The organism is Paenibacillus sp. FSL R7-0210 (assembly GCF_038009085.1).
Lineage (GTDB): Bacteria > Bacillota > Bacilli > Paenibacillales > Paenibacillaceae > Paenibacillus_AQ > Paenibacillus_AQ silagei.
In genome coordinates this window covers 6,834,507-6,851,448 of the sequence record NZ_JBBPAR010000001.1, presented here as the reverse complement: position 1 = coordinate 6,851,448, position 16,942 = coordinate 6,834,507, and the positions used below count along the sequence as shown (strand labels likewise).

At 54.2% G+C, this 16,942-nt stretch carries 15 protein-coding genes; 2 read left to right on the top strand and 13 right to left on the bottom strand.

Going from position 1 to position 16,942, the window contains the following annotated elements; translation table 11 throughout:
- Nucleotides 1–16: 16 nt before the first annotated feature.
- Entirely contained in the window at nucleotides 17–574 is a 558-nt protein-coding gene (gene hxlB / locus MKY64_RS29185) for a 6-phospho-3-hexuloisomerase (RefSeq protein WP_339252140.1), read from the bottom strand.
- 6 nt (nucleotides 575–580) lie between these two features.
- On the bottom strand, nucleotides 581–1,213 hold the full coding sequence (gene hxlA, locus MKY64_RS29180) for a 3-hexulose-6-phosphate synthase (RefSeq protein WP_036691992.1): 633 nt from the start codon (nucleotides 1,211–1,213) through the stop codon (nucleotides 581–583).
- Nucleotides 1,214–1,459: 246 nt separating this feature from the next.
- Between hxlA and MKY64_RS29175 the strand changes: the two genes are divergently transcribed.
- Nucleotides 1,460–2,839 carry an MATE family efflux transporter gene (locus tag MKY64_RS29175; protein WP_340957353.1) on the top strand — a complete coding sequence of 460 codons (1,380 nt, stop codon included), beginning with the start codon at nucleotides 1,460–1,462 and terminating at the stop codon, nucleotides 2,837–2,839.
- Between the two features lie 93 nt (nucleotides 2,840–2,932).
- Here the strand turns inward: MKY64_RS29175 and MKY64_RS29170 are convergent, their stop codons facing one another.
- The 10 genes from MKY64_RS29170 to MKY64_RS29125 all read right to left on the bottom strand — a co-directional run bounded on the left by MKY64_RS29170 (nucleotide 2,933) and on the right by MKY64_RS29125 (nucleotide 13,973).
- Nucleotides 2,933–4,258 carry an extracellular solute-binding protein gene (locus MKY64_RS29170; protein WP_036728095.1) on the bottom strand — a complete coding sequence of 442 codons (1,326 nt, stop codon included), beginning with the start codon at nucleotides 4,256–4,258 and terminating at the stop codon, nucleotides 2,933–2,935.
- Between the two features lie 123 nt (nucleotides 4,259–4,381).
- A complete protein-coding gene (locus tag MKY64_RS29165) occupies nucleotides 4,382–5,182 on the bottom strand; it encodes a response regulator transcription factor (protein ID WP_036728093.1) in 801 nt (266 codons plus the stop codon).
- The gene (locus MKY64_RS29160) at nucleotides 5,145–6,941 is read right to left on the bottom strand and encodes a cache domain-containing sensor histidine kinase (RefSeq protein WP_036728290.1); all 1,797 of its coding nucleotides are present in this window, start codon (nucleotides 6,939–6,941) and stop codon (nucleotides 5,145–5,147) included. Before MKY64_RS29160 ends, MKY64_RS29165 begins: the two co-directional genes overlap by 38 nt.
- 188 nt (nucleotides 6,942–7,129) lie before the next feature.
- Nucleotides 7,130–7,372 (bottom strand): hypothetical protein, encoded by a 243-nt coding sequence (locus tag MKY64_RS29155; protein WP_209868683.1) that lies wholly within the window; start codon nucleotides 7,370–7,372, stop codon nucleotides 7,130–7,132.
- A 417-nt stretch (nucleotides 7,373–7,789) separates the two neighbouring features.
- The gene (locus tag MKY64_RS29150) at nucleotides 7,790–8,020 is read right to left on the bottom strand and encodes a cold-shock protein (protein ID WP_036722714.1); all 231 of its coding nucleotides are present in this window, start codon (nucleotides 8,018–8,020) and stop codon (nucleotides 7,790–7,792) included.
- Nucleotides 8,021–8,150: 130 nt separating this feature from the next.
- Nucleotides 8,151–8,351 carry a cold-shock protein gene (locus MKY64_RS29145; protein WP_036722718.1) on the bottom strand — a complete coding sequence of 67 codons (201 nt, stop codon included), beginning with the start codon at nucleotides 8,349–8,351 and terminating at the stop codon, nucleotides 8,151–8,153.
- 279 nt (nucleotides 8,352–8,630) lie between these two features.
- The gene (locus MKY64_RS29140) at nucleotides 8,631–8,909 is read right to left on the bottom strand and encodes a hypothetical protein (protein WP_036722720.1); all 279 of its coding nucleotides are present in this window, start codon (nucleotides 8,907–8,909) and stop codon (nucleotides 8,631–8,633) included.
- A gap of 69 nt (nucleotides 8,910–8,978) precedes the next feature.
- Nucleotides 8,979–10,085, bottom strand: a complete 1,107-nt coding sequence (locus tag MKY64_RS29135; protein ID WP_209868685.1) for an MBL fold metallo-hydrolase — start codon at nucleotides 10,083–10,085, stop codon at nucleotides 8,979–8,981.
- Nucleotides 10,086–10,123: 38 nt separating this feature from the next.
- Nucleotides 10,124–11,437: a DUF3999 family protein gene (locus tag MKY64_RS29130; protein ID WP_340957345.1), complete on the bottom strand. Its 1,314-nt coding sequence runs from the start codon at nucleotides 11,435–11,437 to the stop codon at nucleotides 10,124–10,126.
- Complete coding sequence (locus MKY64_RS29125; protein WP_340957343.1) at nucleotides 11,403–13,973, bottom strand: DUF2339 domain-containing protein; 2,571 nt, start codon at nucleotides 13,971–13,973, stop codon at nucleotides 11,403–11,405. The genes MKY64_RS29130 and MKY64_RS29125 overlap by 35 nt, the downstream gene beginning before the upstream one ends.
- A gap of 184 nt (nucleotides 13,974–14,157) precedes the next feature.
- On the opposite strand from MKY64_RS29125, the gene MKY64_RS29120 reads away from it, so the two are divergent.
- The gene (locus tag MKY64_RS29120; protein WP_340957340.1) at nucleotides 14,158–15,348 is read left to right on the top strand and encodes a polysaccharide deacetylase family protein; all 1,191 of its coding nucleotides are present in this window, start codon (nucleotides 14,158–14,160) and stop codon (nucleotides 15,346–15,348) included.
- On the opposite strand, the gene MKY64_RS29115 is transcribed toward MKY64_RS29120, so the two are convergent.
- Nucleotides 15,338–16,912: a sensor domain-containing diguanylate cyclase gene (locus tag MKY64_RS29115; protein WP_036722726.1), complete on the bottom strand. Its 1,575-nt coding sequence runs from the start codon at nucleotides 16,910–16,912 to the stop codon at nucleotides 15,338–15,340. The two genes, MKY64_RS29120 and MKY64_RS29115, sit on opposite strands and share 11 nt — an antisense overlap.
- Nucleotides 16,913–16,942: the final 30 nt, after the last annotated feature.

Genomic DNA, 16,942 nt, shown 5'->3' with positions numbered 1-16,942 from the left:
TATTCCAAATCGTATGCTATTCCAAATTGGCATGCTTGCCGAACATCCGGCCGGAGGTCTGCCCCGTCTGCTCCATGATCCGCAGAATAACTGCATCATAGAATACAAGCAGCGTCTGTTCAAACAAGGAGGCCATCGGCTGCAGCGTAGTATAGCCTCCGTCCGGCCGTTCCTTGGGAGCGCCAGGCAGCTTGACTGTATAATCTGCGAGACGTCCGATCGTCGAATCCGGCTGAATGGTTACGAGGACTACAGCTGCTCCGATTGCCTTGGCTTTCTCAGCCATGGAGACCAGTCCCTTCGTCTCGCCTGAGCCGGAACCCAGTACAAGCACATCGCCGGGGCCAATGCCCGGCGTTACTGTCTCTCCGACCACATAAGCTGTCCGCCCGGCCTGCATCAGCCGCATGGCGAAGGCCCGGCCCATCAGGCCGGAACGACCGGCACCGGCCACGAAGATCTGCCCTGCGCGCAGCAGCTCCTCCGTCAGCGCCTCACCTCCTCCGGCATTCAGCCCGGAGACGGAGCCCTCCAGCTCCTTCACAATTTCCTGTGCGTATTGCTGCGTGTCCATGGCTGCTTAAGCCTGGCTTACAAGGCGCTTCATTTCCGCAGCAGTTGCCTTCATGTCGGCTTCGCCAGTAATACCGCCGCCCACGATTACCAGATCAGGCTGCGCAGCAATCACTTCAGGCAGCGTACTCAGCTTAATGCCGCCGGCAATTGCAGTTTTGGCCCGGGTAACTACGCTCTTAATATCTCTCAGATCCGCGAAGGAATTCTTGCCTTCAGCCTGATGGTCATAGCCGGAATGCACGCAGACATAATCCACACCCAGCGCATCCACTTCAGCGGCTCTGGCTTTGAGATCCTTCACATTAATCAGATCGACCAGGATCTCTGCACCTGTCTTCTTCGCTTCCTCCACCGCACCGCGGATCGTTGAATCATCAGATACACCCAGCACAGTCACGATGCCCGCGCCTGCTTCCACTGCCTTCATGACCTCATATCCGCCAGCATCCATGATTTTGAGATCGGCCAGCACCGTAAGCGCCGGAAAAGCTTCCTTGATCGCTTTTACCGCATGCAGCCCCTCATTAATAACGACCGGTGTTCCAATCTCAACGATATCTATAGATTCGGCAACCTCTGCAACAACCGCCTTGGCTCCGGCAATATCCACCAGATCGAGTGCTAACTGTAATTTCATATGTGTAAGTTCTCCTTATCCGTAATATATTTTAGGAAGTGCTGCTTCTCAGTTTAGGGATATACTGCCGATTAGGGAAGTAGGCACTTTAAAGTGAGGTAGTCACCTGGAGGATACTATTGGGCGAAGCCGGGGGATTTTTAGCCGACATGTCTGAAATCCTACTGCATTTTCACAACAGCTGTGCTACCATACATTTGATTCAAAGATTCACAGCCGCAAGGAATCCTAATAAGAAGGTGTATGATGGAAACAAGCAAGCCCAAGACATTCAACTTAATGAAGCTGACCTGGCCAATCTTCCTGGAGCTGTTCCTGTTCATGCTCATGGGCAGTATGGATACCTTCATGATCAGCTCGGTGTCCGATGATGCGGTCTCCGGTGTCGGAGCAGCCAATCAGATTATTGCCATAGCTATTCTGGCGCTTAGTGTCATCGGTAACGGCGCGGCGATCGTCGTGTCGCAGTACCTCGGCTCCAAGCAGCCCAAAGAAGCCGCCAGAGTGATCGGCAATGCAGTTACCCTGAATCTTGTGGTAGGGATCATACTTAGTACAGTGATGCTGCTGCTCGGAGGCCACCTGCTGCAGGCGCTGAACGTGAAGGGTGACATTCTCGCCTACGCCCGCTCGTATATCAACATTGTCGGAGGCGCGATCTTCCTGCAGGCCCTCATCAACGCGCTGGCCGCCACCATCCGGACCCATGGCTTCACCAAGCAGACGATGGCGGTATCGCTGCTGATGAACGTTATCCATGTCGGCGGTAACTATCTGCTGATCTTCGGCCATTTCGGACTGCCTGCGCTAGGCGTGGAGGGTGCGGCCGTGTCAACCGTAATCAGCCGCTCCATCGCTCTCTTGATTTTCTTTCTGCTGCTCTACCGGATTATGGAGGTACGCGTGAAATGGAGCTATTACGTTCACCTCTCCAAGAAATACGTGCTGCAGATTCTCAAAATCGGTATTCCGTCCGCCTTCGAATCCGTAATGTACCAGTGCTGCCAGCTCGTCTTCACCCTGTACATCACCTATTTGGGGGCCGAGGCCATGGCTACCCGCCAGTATGCGGTTAATATCTCGAACTACATCTTCCTGTTCAGCGTAGCGGTGGCAATGGGGACCTCAATTATTGTGGGGCATCTTGTAGGTGCAAAACGGACGCAGGAGGCTTACTCACGGGTGTTCACCAGTGTGAAGTGGGCGCTGCTGGTCACAGTCATCATGGACCTGATCGTCATTCTGTTCCGCAAGCCGCTGCTGGGTCTGTTCACGGATAATGAGCTGATTATCGCTATGGGCGCCCAGGTCATCCTGCTCAGCTTCTTCCTGGAGACCGGACGGACCTGCAATCTGGTCATTATCAACTCGCTGCGCGCGTCGGGCGATGCCAAGTTCCCGGTCTACATGGGCATGATTTCCATGGTGTGCATGAGTCTGCCGCTGGGCTACTTCCTGGTGTTCACACTTGATCTGGGTCTGGCCGGGGTATGGCTGGCCACAGCGTTCGACGAATGGGTGCGGGCAGTCATTATGTACTTCCGCTGGAAAAGCAGAGCCTGGGAGAAGCATGGCCTGATCCAGCACGAACCGCCGGAAGTTGCTCCGGCCGCTCCGGCGCACTAATTCTGCGGCAGCTCCTCACACCAATAAGGGATGCTAATCAGCCACCGGAAATACGGCTGATTAGCATCCCTTTGTCGTAAGCTTATCCCATGCTCAGTTCCCCTTGGCTACTGCAACCTTATGTCTGGCTGCGAACTGCTCCGGCGTGACTGCTTTGCCGAACAGCGCCTGGATCATATCCAGATGGACCTGGGCAGCATGCGGCTTCATCTGCACATCCGCGAACAGGGTAATACTGCTGGCATTGTTCAGTTCATTCAGCAGATCCACGTATAGCTGCGGCAGCTCCTCATTCGTGGTATCGACCTTGGTCGCCGGAATCACCCCCGCACTCGTCACTGAAGCCTCGCCCCATTTGAAGACGAAGTATTCGACAAAAGCCTTGGCCTCCTCCTTCACCCTGGACGATTCCGCTACGAACAGTCCGACACCCGGACCGCCTACCCAGTCGCCCGAATTCCCCTTCCCGCCTTCCACCGTAGGGAATTTGAAGAAGCCGACCTTGTCCTTGAAGGCCTGCGGAATCTCCGGGTTGGTCGTGAAGTTGGGCAGCTCCCAGGTACCGGTCAGGTACATGGCCGCCTTTTCTTCCATGAATTCCGATTTGCCCTCATCATACGACAAGCCGTTGAAGCCGTTGTTGAAGGCGTTCATATCGACGAGGTTCTGCACTTCCGCTGCTGCCTGCACCAGTCCGGGATCATCGAAATAGCCCGTCCCCTTCGTTGCCCGCTTGAGCGTCTCACTTCCGGCAATACGGTCCGCCAGATACATATACCACAGCGAGCCTGTCCACCGGTCCTTATTACCCAGCCCCACCGGAGGCACACCATGACTGGAGAGCGCTCTCACAACTGCCTTGAACTCCTCATATGTTGTTGGCACCTGAAGATTATATTGGGCAAAGATCTCTTTATTATAAAAGATCGGTGAGATGTTCATCTCCAGAGGCAGCGCATAGGTCTTGTTATCGACAACATAAGACTCTGTAGTGCTCTTCAGGAACTTATCCTTAAGCTGCCCGCCATGCAGGATGTCATCCAGCGGAGCGAATAATCCGCCTCTTACATAAGGCTCCATGAAGCCGGCTGCCCAGGTTATGCCCACATCGGGAAGGTCATTGGAAGCGGAGAGCACCTTGAGCTTGCTTTTATACTGCTCATTCTCCAGCACATCCTGCCTGATGATAATACCCGGATGCTCCTTCTCATATTCTGCGATAATCTGGCTGACCAGCTTATACTGCTGCGCGGAGAGTCCGGCGGGCCAGATGTGCATCATATGAATGGTTATTTTGGGGGAAGAGGCACCGGTAGCTGCAAGCTCACTATTATTCTCTCCCGCAGAGCCGCAGCCTGTCAGAACAAGCAGCCAGATGCAGGCCAGGAGCAGCCCCTTGGTCATGTGATTCCTTCGCATTGCCATTGCCTCCCCATCTCACATTGCAAAAGGCCGTAATTATCCATGTAATCGCTATCATTCAAATTCTAGCATCGTACTCTGAGGCAGATAAGGGCACATTTATTGGCTAAAATACCACATTTATTGGATTTCCTGCGCTCCGCCCTTCATCTGCTGACGGTATCGGCTCGGGCTTATCGCCTCCAAGGACTTGAAAACCTTAATGAAATATTTATCCGTCCGATACCCTACACGCTCTCCAATCTCCCCGACCGGCAGCGCGGTCTGGAGCAATAACTCCTTCGCCCGCTGAATCCGCAGACGGGACAGATATTCAGTGAAGGAGACCCCGGCCTGCTCCTTGAACAGCACGCTGAAATAGCTGGCATTCAGGTGAATCATCCCCGCTACCTCAGCCATCGTCAGCTGTTCGTGCAAATGCTGCTCCACATAGGCAATGGCCTCCTTAACCGGCTGCCCCATCCCGGCCTGCTCCGGATCAATCTCCAGCAGCTTGTGATCCACCAGCTTCTCCAGCTTCACATGGCGCTGCTGCTCCTCCTCCCGCTTCAGCGCATCCTCGACCACTGTCAGCAGCTCGGACTTGTCCAGCGGCTTTAGCAGATAATTGACTGCCCCCAGCCGCATCGCCTGCTGCACATAATCGAACTCCGCATAGCCGGAGATGACAATGATCACCGGCTTCCGGGGAGCTTCCTGCAGCGAATGGATCAGATCCAGCCCGCTCACCTCCGGCATGCGCACATCTGTGATCAGCAGATGGACGCGCTCCTGCCGCAGCCGCTCGCGCGCTTCCACCCCGTTGTCGCAGGTCTCCACGATATACCGGCCTGCCGCCCATACTTCCAGCGTCTGCTTAATCCCCTGACGCGTTCTTGGTTCATCATCTACGATTAGAATCGTCTTGTTGCCCAGACTCATAGGTATCTCCTCCATTGCTTGGAATCTCAAACCTTATTACAGTCCCTTCAGACCGCCGGCTCTCTACGATCAGCCCCTCCGTCTTCATGCCCGCTTCCGCATAGTACAGCTTCAGCCGCCGCTGCACATTCACCAGCCCGACTCCGCTGCCCTTGGCAGAGACCGGGGGCCCGCCATCCAGCGCATCACGCAGCGCCAGCAGCGTGGCCTCATCCATACCCGGCCCGTTGTCCGACACCTCCACTGAGGTCCAACCCTTGCGGGAGGAGGGGGTGATGATTACTTCAATCACGCCCTTGCCGACGCGGCTCTCCACTCCATGCAGAATTGCGTTCTCGACAATCGGCTGAATCAGCAGCTTAGGTACCGGCACAGCAGCCTCATGCGGGTCAAGCCTGATGTCCCAGGACAGCCGCTCTCCCATCCGCATCTCCATAATCCGCAGATACCGCCTGATCTGCTCCACCTCTTCACTCAGCGTGACCCATTCATCCTTGTTGTGCGGGCTGCCCATAATGTAGCGGAATAGCCTGGACATCATGACCACTAATCCGGCCAGCTCCTCCTCTCCCTTCTCCTCCAGTGACCAGTTGAAGGCCTCCAGCGTATTGAACAGGAAATGGGGATTGATCTGCGCCTGCAAGGCTTTAAGCTCGGTCCGGCTCTGCAGGACCTCCTTCTCATAGACCACCCTGATCAAATCATTAATATTAGCCACCATACCGTTGTAGGTATTATTCAGCTCCCGGAGCTCCATGGTAGATACCTTCTGCGAATTGGGGGTCAGCACCCCCATACGGGATTTGCGCATCGCCCGGATCAGGTGAATAATCGGCCGGGTAATCATTGTCGACAACAGAAAGGATATAATCAGGAATAGCAGGGTTCCGATTCCGCCTGACACCAGCAGCACCGTCCGCAGCACGGACAGTCCCTTGGTGACATAGCTGACAGGTGTCAGCACCAGCAGCGTCCAGGAGGTCTTGTCCGAGCGCAGCTTGACCTGCACATACTCCTTGCCCCGGAAGCTCACCGTCTGATCCCCGCTCTCCAGTAGCGGCAGCAGATCCTCCTGCGGCGTTCCGCTGCTCCCGAGGAGCTGTCCTTCATCATTCACAAGCAGCACAGACTCCCCGCTGTCACTGCCGGAGAACGGATCGTCGAGCTGGAAGTAGCTGCGCTGGATGCGGGCCATCAGGTAGCCGCCCCGCGAGAACCAGCGGTCCATCAGGCTGACCTGGCGGATCGCCAGCAGGCTCTGATCATCATGCGGATCAACGCCGATCCAGACCAGCCGCCCCTTCTGGGCATTAGCCTCACTGATATGCTGCTCGTTAATCCTGCTCTCCAGGCTGCCTTCCTTAATCGGGAACAGCAGCCTGTAATCAGCGGTATATAGCTCCAGCGAGCCTACACTCGGCATGTACGCCTGATAGCTGGAGACAATTTGCAGCAGCGACTGGCGCTGATTGAAGGACACCTCATTGCCGTCCAGCTCCTCCAGCAGCAGCTGTTGAACGGTAGGATGATTGGCCACCTGCTCCATCAGACCGTCAATCTGGCCGGTCAGCGCATCCAGCCTTCCGTTGGCCTGAACCGCCGTCTGCTGGATGTGCCGCTCGGCATTATTTTTGAGCAGAATCGAGACACGGTCATACACAAATGCCCCGGACACCAGAATAATAATGAGCATCACCAGCAAAAAACCGATGAATATCTGATTGCGCAGTGTGTTGAGCTCTCTGAACCTCTGAAGCATCAGAATTCCCTCTTTCGTTGGCAGCGTTTCCAACTCTATTCTCCAAACCCCGGGAGTTTTGTCAAGATAAATCATTGCCCGCAGTGGAGAGACGGCTACGAAGTCCCCAAGGATACCAGCAACAAAAAACCCTTAGCACAGTTCTCCCGGTTCGAGGAGCTGCCCTAAGGGCTTACACAGAAGACTACTTAGATGAACATTAACGGAGTGATCCATTCGAAATGCAGGGCCGCCCACAGCAGAGCCAGCAATACCGCGCCGATGCAGTAGCTTATCACCTTGCGGCGGGTTGGCTCCAGATAAATATCCAGCGGAATCAAGATCAGAATCAGACCAATCGCGATAATGTTAAGCATAGGCTTATGATAAAAAATCCCCGCTGCATTCAAGGCAACCGCAAGGAGCGTCAGGAGCAGAAAATATTTTCTCATAGCTACATCATCCCTGTATTATCCATTATTGTCAACCCGCTGATTCGCCGGCGTTTAAGAATGGCTTTGCCGTCTTTTTCATGGATAGTACCGTTTTATAAAAGAGGTACTAAAGAAATTAACGAAAAGCAAAAAGAAACGGAGGGGAAATTTGGAACTGTAGGAGCGATAGCGTCCGCCTTTGTCACCGGATTTCCACCGCGATTAGCGGTTAAAATCAAGAAATCTGGTGACAACAGCGGCCGGAAGTCCAAATGTTCACCGCAGTGACGACCAAGCTTCGAGTTCAAACTTTAAATGCCTTTTATATATAGAGGTAAAAATCCAAAAAAAATAGCCCATTGCGGGCAAGAAACGGACAGCGGTATAGGGTTACTCTCCTCTAATTTCGTATAAACCGGTCAAAGAGCGACAGCCTTAGTGGATAGTCACACTCTTCTTAATAGCCTTCGCGTCCAAATTCTTATTAACGAGCGTAGGCAGCATCTTCATGCTCCGGGTCATGGGCGAATTACATTGCCAGCAGGTAGGCACATGTTGAAAGGCAAAGTTGTCGCGTATCCATCCGGTGCATTCTTCCTTGGTGCAGGACCAGATAGCCGTCTCTTCCTGTGGAAGATCTACCATTGCTTTTTTACGAAAATACATAAGTACCCCTCCTAATAGCTTGGTTAGTGCGTCCAACGGACTGTTATGGCAGAACGGAAGCTTGTTCTCTACTACATGGTCATAAAAAAAACTACCCTCAACTGGTGTTAAGGGCAGCTTATTTGTGGAATTACAGTTTTACAACGTTCTCAGCCTGTGGTCCACGAGCGCCTTGAGTTACGTTGAACTCAACGCGTTGGCCTTCGTCCAAAGACTTGAAGCCTTCGCCAGTGATTGCGGAGAAGTGTACGAATACGTCGCTTCCGCCTTCAACCTCGATAAAACCGAAACCTTTGTCTGCGTTGAACCATTTTACTGTACCTGTTTGCATGATATTACCTCCAAAGTTTATTTAACACATGTCCTTTTATTCCTACGTATTGTACGAACAAATAAAAATTCACACATTGGAAAAGGCTTCATACACAAATGCTAACCTTTTACAATATGTGAATTAAGGGTTAAATTTATGATTAACTTCATTGTAGCACACTATTTTCCCAAATGCAAAGGGTTACTGCCAATAAAACAAAAATAAATTTTAAATTTTAGAGAACCTTTGCCAGGGGCACGGCTTTGGGGGATCAGCCGCGCACCACCGGCTAAGGCTTCAGTCGATATATCCGGCCAGTCCCTTGTCCATCAGGTAATCCATTTCCGCATCCAGAATGGTCTCCACCGTCAGCTCGTCCAGCTTCACATCGCGCTGCGCAGTCACATAGTCAACCAGATCATCATTATCGATATCAACCTCGCCTTTGGCATTGGCCTTGGCCTTATTAATGAACGTCTGCTCATGCTTCAGCACCAGCCGGATAACGGCCGGGTCCACCTTCGTCTGTGCAGACAATACCTCCACCAGTTCCTGCTCGTTCACTTCATTGCTCATCTTCGTTCGTCAGCTCCTTGGTATATATGAACCCTGATTGTACCACAAGTCCCCTTCAGGCGGGCAGCCTCATCTCCACCAGGGAAGAACCGGATATCCGGCGGCCCCCGCGGTTACAGTCTCCCCGATTCTCGGCGTGGCCAGCCGTACCCCTCTCAGCGCCGCAGCAGCCGAGATCCGTTCTGCCGGATCAGTCCAGTCATGCATCGACAGGGTGAATGCGCCCCAATGGATGGGAATCAGCAGACCTCCCTGCACATCGATGTGCGCCTCGACAGTCTGTTCCGGCAGCATATGGATATCCGCCCAGCGCGGATCATATTGGCCGCATTCCATCAGCGTAAGATCGAAGGGTCCATGGGTACGTCCGATCTCGGCAAAATGCGGACCATACCCGCTGTCTCCGCTGAAGAAGACCTTGGTCTTCTCCCCTTGAATAATCCAGGAGCACCACAGCGTGGTGTTGCGGTCCAGCAGACTCCGCCCCGAGAAATGCCGCGCCGGAGCGCAGGTGAAGGTTATCCCCTCATAGGTAAGCGTATCTCCCCAGTCCTGCTCGCGGATCTTATCTGCGGCCACCCCCCAGCGGCGCAGATGAGCGCCGACACCCAGCGGTACAATGAACAGTCCTACCTTATCCTTCAGCTGGCGGATGGTTCCATAGTCCAGATGATCATAATGATCATGGGAGAGCAGAACCGCATCCAGCTGCGGCAGGAGGGCAGCCTCCAGCGGAAGCTGCTTGCTGTAGCGGCGGCCGCCGATGAACGGAAACGGGGACGGGGCACGGCCCAACATAGGGTCGAGGAACAGGGTCAAGCCGTCCATCTCCAGCAGCACCGCTGAATGCCCGAACCAGGTAACCCGGGTGTCGCGTCCTGCTCCTATAGAGGACGGCAACAGCGGCTGCGGCTGAAGAGGCTCGGCAGGTCTGGAGTGGGGGTTACCCTTAATGAAGTCCTTCAGAATGGAGAGTCCGCTGCTTCCAGCCTTGTCACCGCTCAGTTCCGCAGTCTGCGGATAAGCAAATTTGCCCTTGCTGTAATGGGCGGAGCCGAGGTTACGGGCCCTCTCCTGCTCCCCGGCCCTGCGCCCGAACGCCGGATAGACAGTCATGATAAGATACGCAGCAGCAATAAGCAGGAGCAGTATAACGCAAATGGTAATCAGGGTCATGCAGTAATCCTTCTTTCTGCGGACTTATGCCGCATCTCCTATTTCGCCTGGCCCAGCTTGCGGGCTACGATAAGAATAAGCAATAGCGAGACCGCAATAATAATGGCATTGAAGCCCCAGCGGCCCTGAAGCCACCAGCTTGTGCCGGGCGGCTCTGCTGCCGTTACCGGTACCCGGGTCTCTGCGCCAAGCGCAGCCTGCACAAGCTTCTCCCCGCTTATCCGGTCTTTGAAATTAATAATATCATACTGCGGAGCGGTTGCCAGCGTGTTGCCATAGCGCAAGGAATACGGCGTCTTCTCCCCTCCCGCAAATACAAGCCGGTCTACCAGATATTCGATCTTAAGGTCCGTGATGGAGATGGGGGCATCGTCCAGATTGTAGATAACCACCCGCAGAGAATCAGAAGAGGCTGGCGTAACCGGCTGAATCTCCGTCCTGGAGATCCGGGTATCCTTGAAATCCAGCCGGTACAGCTCCCCGCTTCCGGTGACCGGGAGCTTGCTCCCGGCGCTGTCATACAACTCATAGCGCCGCAGGAAATTCCCGGTGCTGCCGAGCATCACCTTCCCAATCTTCAGCCGGTCCGTGTTGCTTATTATGATCTCGGTACGGTTCTCCACCTGCGTAATCTCCGTCTGCGGTGTCTTCTGCCGCATGAATGCAGCCGTGCTCCACTCCCGGCTGCTGTCCACCAGCGTCAGGCCGGGGAACTCCAGCCCCTCCGGGTTGTTCTTCACTACAAGCCGGTAATAGCCGAACTTGTAGCTGCGCTCCAGCGTAATGCTATCCGCACTTAACCCGTTCGTGGCATACAGATCCCCAGTGCCGAGCTGCTCCCAGGCCTGCCCGTCATAGCCGCCCCACACCTCCACATGCTTCAGGAAGGATTCTGCGGGCAATTCGAACACCAATCGGTTCCCCTGAATATCGACATGCTCGGCAAGCGGCTTAATCTGATAATCCAACAGAGTATCCGTCCCTTTCACTGCCTTGTGGATCAGAGCTGAGGAGTAGACCGCACTATGCTCCTCCACCTTCTCTGCTCCGCTCTCCATATAATAGGGAACCGGAGCGCCGGTGCTGTCCTGTATACGCAGATCGCGCAAGTCCTCTGCCGCCGAGCGGTACACCGCTTCATCCAGATACAATTCATAGTACGGAACCGCCTCCGGGACGGAGATTTCACGTGAGAACTTCCATTGCCCGCCGCCCGTCTTCTCCGCTTCGCCGGATGCCGCTGCTGCACTGTGCGCCGGGAAAGCGGCGGGACCCAGCAAGAGTCCGCCCAATACAGCGAGCAGCACAGCCGCCACTCTAGCTCTCTGTCCTGTCTTTCTCTTCGAGTGCATAAGCTTCCTCCATTCTGACCGATATCCGCTGGTAGAGGTAGGATATTCCCAGCAGGCAGAGTCCGAAGCTGAAGTACGCGATGATCTTGCTGCCGGTGTTCAGCAGGGTCAAGTCATAGAGCAGCAGCTTGCCAGTTGCCAGCAGGGATAGCGCCAGTCCGAAGCGGCGGATATAGAGGTATCTTTTCCAGAAGCCATACATAATGAACAACACAGCCAGCAGCAGATAGAGCAGACTGAAGGCCAGCCCGCCGTCACGCACCTGCATCTGCACCCCCAGGAACGCCGTAACCATCACCAGAAGATAGATGCCCATAGCTACCGGGTACAGCTCTATATTCTTGTAATCGCGCAGCAGCGTTGTCCGCAGCAGCCTTGCACTGCTGAACCACACGAACACATTGAACAGAACAAGCAGACCCAGCGCCACAACATCTGCGGCAGTGCTGCCGGACCATCCTTCCGGAAGACTGGGCAGACCGAACGTGATGCCGATACAGACCGCATAGGCGATCCCGTGCAGCACCAGTACCATGATGCCGACCACCTTGTCATACAGAACGTTCACCTTCGGCAGCGCATAAGCGAGTCCAGAGGTAAGCAGACCTGCCAGCAGCAGCTTGTAAAAGGCATGGTGCGCCATATCCCCCGGCACCATCCAGTCATACAGGCGCAATGCTTCATACACCACATACCCGTAGAAATTGACGATAGCCGCATATTTGAACCAGACGGTAGCCTGCACCTCCGCAGGTGTGCTGCGGAGCAGCGTCTCCTGATTCGAATAACGGATGGCATACAATAAGGCTACAATCACCATGCCCGAGGTAATAAATGTATACTTCAAATCGAAATAAGAGTTCGTGTAGTAGATTACCGCATTATAATCCGAGAGCTGCAGCAGAACGTCGAATCCGAAGAAGGTTAGCAGACAGAGGGAAAGGATGCCCCAGCCTGCACGTTCTACCATTTTGAAGCGGTACAGATGTCCGTAGACCGTAAGCGCCACACCTTCCACCAGCCAGCCGATGGACCACCAGGCCGCTCCCAGCTGGAACGGAATCATCAGAATGGCGAAGGTCAGTGAGGTGACATAGAACAGCAGACGGCTCTCGCGTTCCTGCGGCATCTGCTTCTCCAGCAGCACGCCAAGCCCCAGATACATCAGGCAGAAGGCCAGCGCCAGCGCGCCTGTGAAATCATCCAGCCCGGCATTCAGGAACAGAAGATACAGTGTCATGCAGCTAACGAGCGTGTTACAGCCCAGCAGGCCGAAGTCCAGCCAGGTAAGCTTCGTCTTGAACTTGAACGGATACCAGAGTGTAATCCCCAGATACATGGCGAAGGTCAGCACAGTGCAGAGAATGCCCGCAGCGTAGCTGTCTGCCAGATAAATCAGCACCAGGATAGACGGCGTGTTGAACAGGAAGCTAATGTAATTGACCACCACCCAGCGCTTGCGCAGAGAGATCAGCAGAATCAGCAGGTTCAGCACAAACAGATACCCCATTGCCACATACACTGCACTGCCCTCCAGCCCGAAGGCTCCCATATAAGAGAAGAGCGGCAGATAACCCCCTACAAGCCCCATGGAACAGATCGTCCGTGACTCATAGCGCAGCGACAGCAGCACAGCGGATAGCGTGACCAGCACCGACAGGCCGATCCCGGCCCATAACCCGATAATCTCCAGCAGAAAATAACTGTAAAATATCGAGCCGTACAGCACCGACACCCCGCCGCCAATCAAACCCAGTGCGAAGGCTCCCCGCCCCTTGCGGAACAGCCACTCCCCGCCCGCCAGCATGACTGCCCCCAGCAGGAAGAAGGCACTGCCCTTCATATAATCATTGAACCAGGTGGAGTAGGTATATCTGAACCCGGCGCCCACTGCCAGGATCAGCAGCAGAATCCCCAGGCGGTTGATCCAATTCAGGCCAATCTTCATTTCGATCCGGTTCTGCTTGCGGCGGCGCAGCAGGGTCTCCTCGTCAACCCCTTCAGCAGCCAAATCATCCAGACCGCTGTCCATCGTCCCCCTGAGCGAACGCTCTGCTTCCCGCTGCCATTGCCTGCGCAGCAGGATACTCTCATTCAGCTTCGCCTGCACCTCATCCAGAATATAAGTGATCTGATTCTTCTCCTGGCCCAGCTCGCGGGCCCCGATATTGTACATCTCCTCTATCCGCCGCTTGGCATCCTGCTCGAAGGACGTCAGCCGGTCGAGATACGCATGATCCCGTGAGGCAAAATAAGTCTGCAGCTTCTGACGCGATACCCGCAGAATGCCCAGCTTCTCATCCAGAATCTGCTCCGCCAGCGCAGTCCGCAGCTCCGAGTTGTCGCGCTCAAGCCTCGCAGCCTGCGCCTTCAGCTCCGCCAGGCTCTGCCTGTTTGCCCCATTTTCCCGTCTTAACACTTCATTCTCGCGGACAAGATCACTGCTCTCGTATTCTTCAATCAAAGACTGGTATTCCTTCAAAAGCCCGTCCTGCTGCTGCTGCACAGCCCTCATCCGATCTCTGAAATCCTCCATAGCCGCCCCCCAGTATCTGCTAATCGGCAAATTGTTAATATATTGATATTACTATATTTCTAATTACCACCACAGACCTTACAAAAACCACACCGCTTAGTTAAGATCCTGTCACATTTTTGTCTTGGCAGACGTTATAGGTTTATTATTATCTTAATATTCGGGAGATGGGGAGAATCGGACATTGAAACTGAACCTGCACAAACCACAAACACGTTATATCCTCATCCTGTTGCTGCTGGTAGTCTTCCTGCCTGTGCCTTTTAGACATAAAGCGATGCCCAAGCTGAGCATTACCGGCCTTGGTGGAGTCGAATTCAAGACAAATGCCTATGCACTGACAGCAGATCATAAGCTGATGGTAGATAAAGACCTCGCTGAACGTATTCTTAATGCGCGTATTGGCTGGGAAAAGGAGGCTCCGCTCCCCAAGGGTGTGTACTATAAGGATCATGTGGCGGTACTCATGTATCACCATCTGGCGGAAACGCCGTTAACGCTCTATCCCGGCGTATTACCCGCCGTACAGTTCGATGAGCAGATGCAGCTCCTGAAGCAGGAAGGCTTCCATGTCATTACGATGAAGCAATACCGCGAATTCATGCTGGACCGCGCGCCGGTTCCCGATAATGCAGTTCTATTGACGTTCGATGACGGCTATGAGAGCTTTTACAAGCTGGCTTTTCCCATTCTGCAAAAGTACGGCTACACCGCCGTGAACTTCATCATTGTCTCTGATGTAGACAACACTAGTAAGCGTCAGGTACCCAAGCTGACCTGGGAGCAGATGCGGGAGATGAAGCGCGCCGGAATGGGCTTTTATAATCATACGTATAATTTGCATTATTATGCAGTGGTCGATGCAGAGGGCGGCACCCGCCCGGCGGCAAGCTCCCTGCTGTACATTCATGATGAGAACCGGAATGAACTGAATGAAGAATACTACAGAAGAGTAACCGGGGACCTGGCTCATGCAGAGCGCAGGCTGAAAGAAGAATTGGGCAATACGGATTCGGCTATCGCTTTCCCTTACGGTTCCTATAACGATAAGCTGCTGGAAATCTGCGATTCACTCGGCATCCGTCTGAAATTCAATATCGGGCTGGGCCTGAGCTCCAGAACCACACTGAACGCTCCACGGATTAATGAAGGGAACCGGACACTTCCCCCGGCGCTGTCCATCCAGCAGCTGAAGCAATTCGAGCCGCCGATGATCCTGACCGTGAACGGGAAGAAGGTTCTCCTAACCGGAACTCCGCCGGAGCTGCGGAACGGAAAGGTCATGGTTCCGCTGGATGCGCTATGCTCCGAGCTAGGCGTAGCGATGCATTATGACCGCAGCAGCGCGGTCCTGAAGCTGACGCCTACCCCTTAGCCGCCTGACGCACCATAGGCTCACGGCCTAAGGTTACCCGGTTCTTCCCCGTGGCCTTGGACAGGTACAGCGCCTCGTCCGCCTCGCGGTACAGGTCCTCGAAGGTCACATCTGCCTGATCCGTAAAAGCGATGCCGATGCTCACCGTAAGCTGGATGTGATGCCCCCCGTCCAGCTCCACGATGTGCTCGCCCATAGCGGTGCGGAAGCTCTCCGCCTCCTTCAAGGCCGCGGCTTCGCTGCCGGCGAAGAAGCAGACGGCGAACTCTTCGCCGCCTACGCGCCCGGCAATTCCTTTGTCATGATATACCTGCATAATCTTGCCCGACAAATCCACCAGTGCCTGATCACCGGCCATGTGTCCGTATGTATCATTAATTAATTTGAAATCATCAATGTCAAACAGCAGCAAGGCCATGCCCGCGCCGATCTGTGCGGAGTAACTCTGCACCAGCCTCATGAAATGCCTGCGGTTGTACAGCCCGGTCAGATCATCCACCGTGGCCTGATGCAGCAGCTCCCGCTCATACCTCTTCTTCTCGCTAAGATCACTGAAGACCAGCAGCATTCCCGTACTCTTCGCCCGGACCTGCTCTGTGGCAATGAGCGCAACCCCATAGCAGGACCCGCTCCGGCCGGGAGGCTCGATTTCGAACTGTCCCTCCCTCCGCTGCGCATAGCAGGCCGACAGCTGCCCGTGCTGCCTCAGCAGCGGCTGAATGCTTGTGCCCATCCAGGTCTCCGGCTTCTCCTCCAGCAGCTCGGAGAGCATAGCATCCGCCGCCTCATTGACATCCATTATGTAATCGTAGCGGTCCGTCAGGACGATGCCGTCCTTCATATTCTCGAAGATTTTATTCTTAGCCAGCGGATATAAGGACAGTCTGGGATCGCGGAACAAGGTGAGGTAAGCGGCCACGATGGGCGGCAGGTAAGTGAAGGCCGTGAAGCCTGTAATCGTAATCTGCAGCAGCGGAAGCAGGAACACCGACAGGACCGGGACCAACAGACTGAATAACAGCAGCGCATTATGGCGGAAATAATACTTAGGCCCATTCAGGAGAGAGATGGCCAGCAGATATACAGCATACAGTCCGAATAACTGATCGTACGCGATGAGGATCATGCTGAGCACCGTGGGCTTCACTACGATTCCGGTAACACCGGCCACCGTAGCCAGTCCGACCTCACTGCGCATCAGATGATGGTAAGAGTCGGTGAAGATCAGCAGCACATCCACCGCCACCGGGATACAAAAATAAATAAGCCTCTTGGACAAACCCTCAGAGGAACGGGATACATACTCTTTAATAACCGCATAGGTGAAGATCGCACTCAAAAAAAGCGGGCCCTGCTGCACATTCTTCCACCATAGCTTCGCCTCGAAGGAATCCGTTAGAATCTCTCCGGCCGTAGCCGCGAAGATCATGCTGACCAGCAGCATCAATATCCATAAATAGCATCTTCCTGGTGTATGACGGTGCTTGTAAGAACCGATGCCCATGTAGAGACTTAGAACGCTGCCCATTACCAAGTAAAACGGATAACCCTGCATCCACGGCATGTCATATTTCTCCTATTTTTGAGATTGCTT

Excerpts from the sequence above, each read along its gene's own strand:
- hxlB (WP_339252140.1), bottom strand. The coding sequence starts at position 574 with ATGGACACGCAGCAATACGCACAGGAAATTGTGAAGGAGCTGGAGGGC.
- hxlA (WP_036691992.1), bottom strand. The coding sequence starts at position 1,213 with ATGAAATTACAGTTAGCACTCGATCTGGTGGATATTGCCGGAGCCAAG.
- MKY64_RS29175 (WP_340957353.1), top strand. The coding sequence starts at position 1,460 with ATGGAAACAAGCAAGCCCAAGACATTCAACTTAATGAAGCTGACCTGG.
- MKY64_RS29170 (WP_036728095.1), bottom strand. The coding sequence starts at position 4,258 with ATGCGAAGGAATCACATGACCAAGGGGCTGCTCCTGGCCTGCATCTGG.
- MKY64_RS29165 (WP_036728093.1), bottom strand. The coding sequence starts at position 5,182 with ATGAGTCTGGGCAACAAGACGATTCTAATCGTAGATGATGAACCAAGA.
- MKY64_RS29160 (WP_036728290.1), bottom strand. The coding sequence starts at position 6,941 with ATGCTTCAGAGGTTCAGAGAGCTCAACACACTGCGCAATCAGATATTC.
- MKY64_RS29155 (WP_209868683.1), bottom strand. The coding sequence starts at position 7,372 with ATGAGAAAATATTTTCTGCTCCTGACGCTCCTTGCGGTTGCCTTGAAT.
- MKY64_RS29150 (WP_036722714.1), bottom strand. The coding sequence starts at position 8,020 with ATGTATTTTCGTAAAAAAGCAATGGTAGATCTTCCACAGGAAGAGACG.
- MKY64_RS29145 (WP_036722718.1), bottom strand. The coding sequence starts at position 8,351 with ATGCAAACAGGTACAGTAAAATGGTTCAACGCAGACAAAGGTTTCGGT.
- MKY64_RS29140 (WP_036722720.1), bottom strand. The coding sequence starts at position 8,909 with ATGAGCAATGAAGTGAACGAGCAGGAACTGGTGGAGGTATTGTCTGCA.
- MKY64_RS29135 (WP_209868685.1), bottom strand. The coding sequence starts at position 10,085 with ATGACCCTGATTACCATTTGCGTTATACTGCTCCTGCTTATTGCTGCT.
- MKY64_RS29130 (WP_340957345.1), bottom strand. The coding sequence starts at position 11,437 with ATGCACTCGAAGAGAAAGACAGGACAGAGAGCTAGAGTGGCGGCTGTG.
- MKY64_RS29125 (WP_340957343.1), bottom strand. The coding sequence starts at position 13,973 with ATGGAGGATTTCAGAGATCGGATGAGGGCTGTGCAGCAGCAGCAGGAC.
- MKY64_RS29115 (WP_036722726.1), bottom strand. The coding sequence starts at position 16,912 with ATGCCGTGGATGCAGGGTTATCCGTTTTACTTGGTAATGGGCAGCGTT.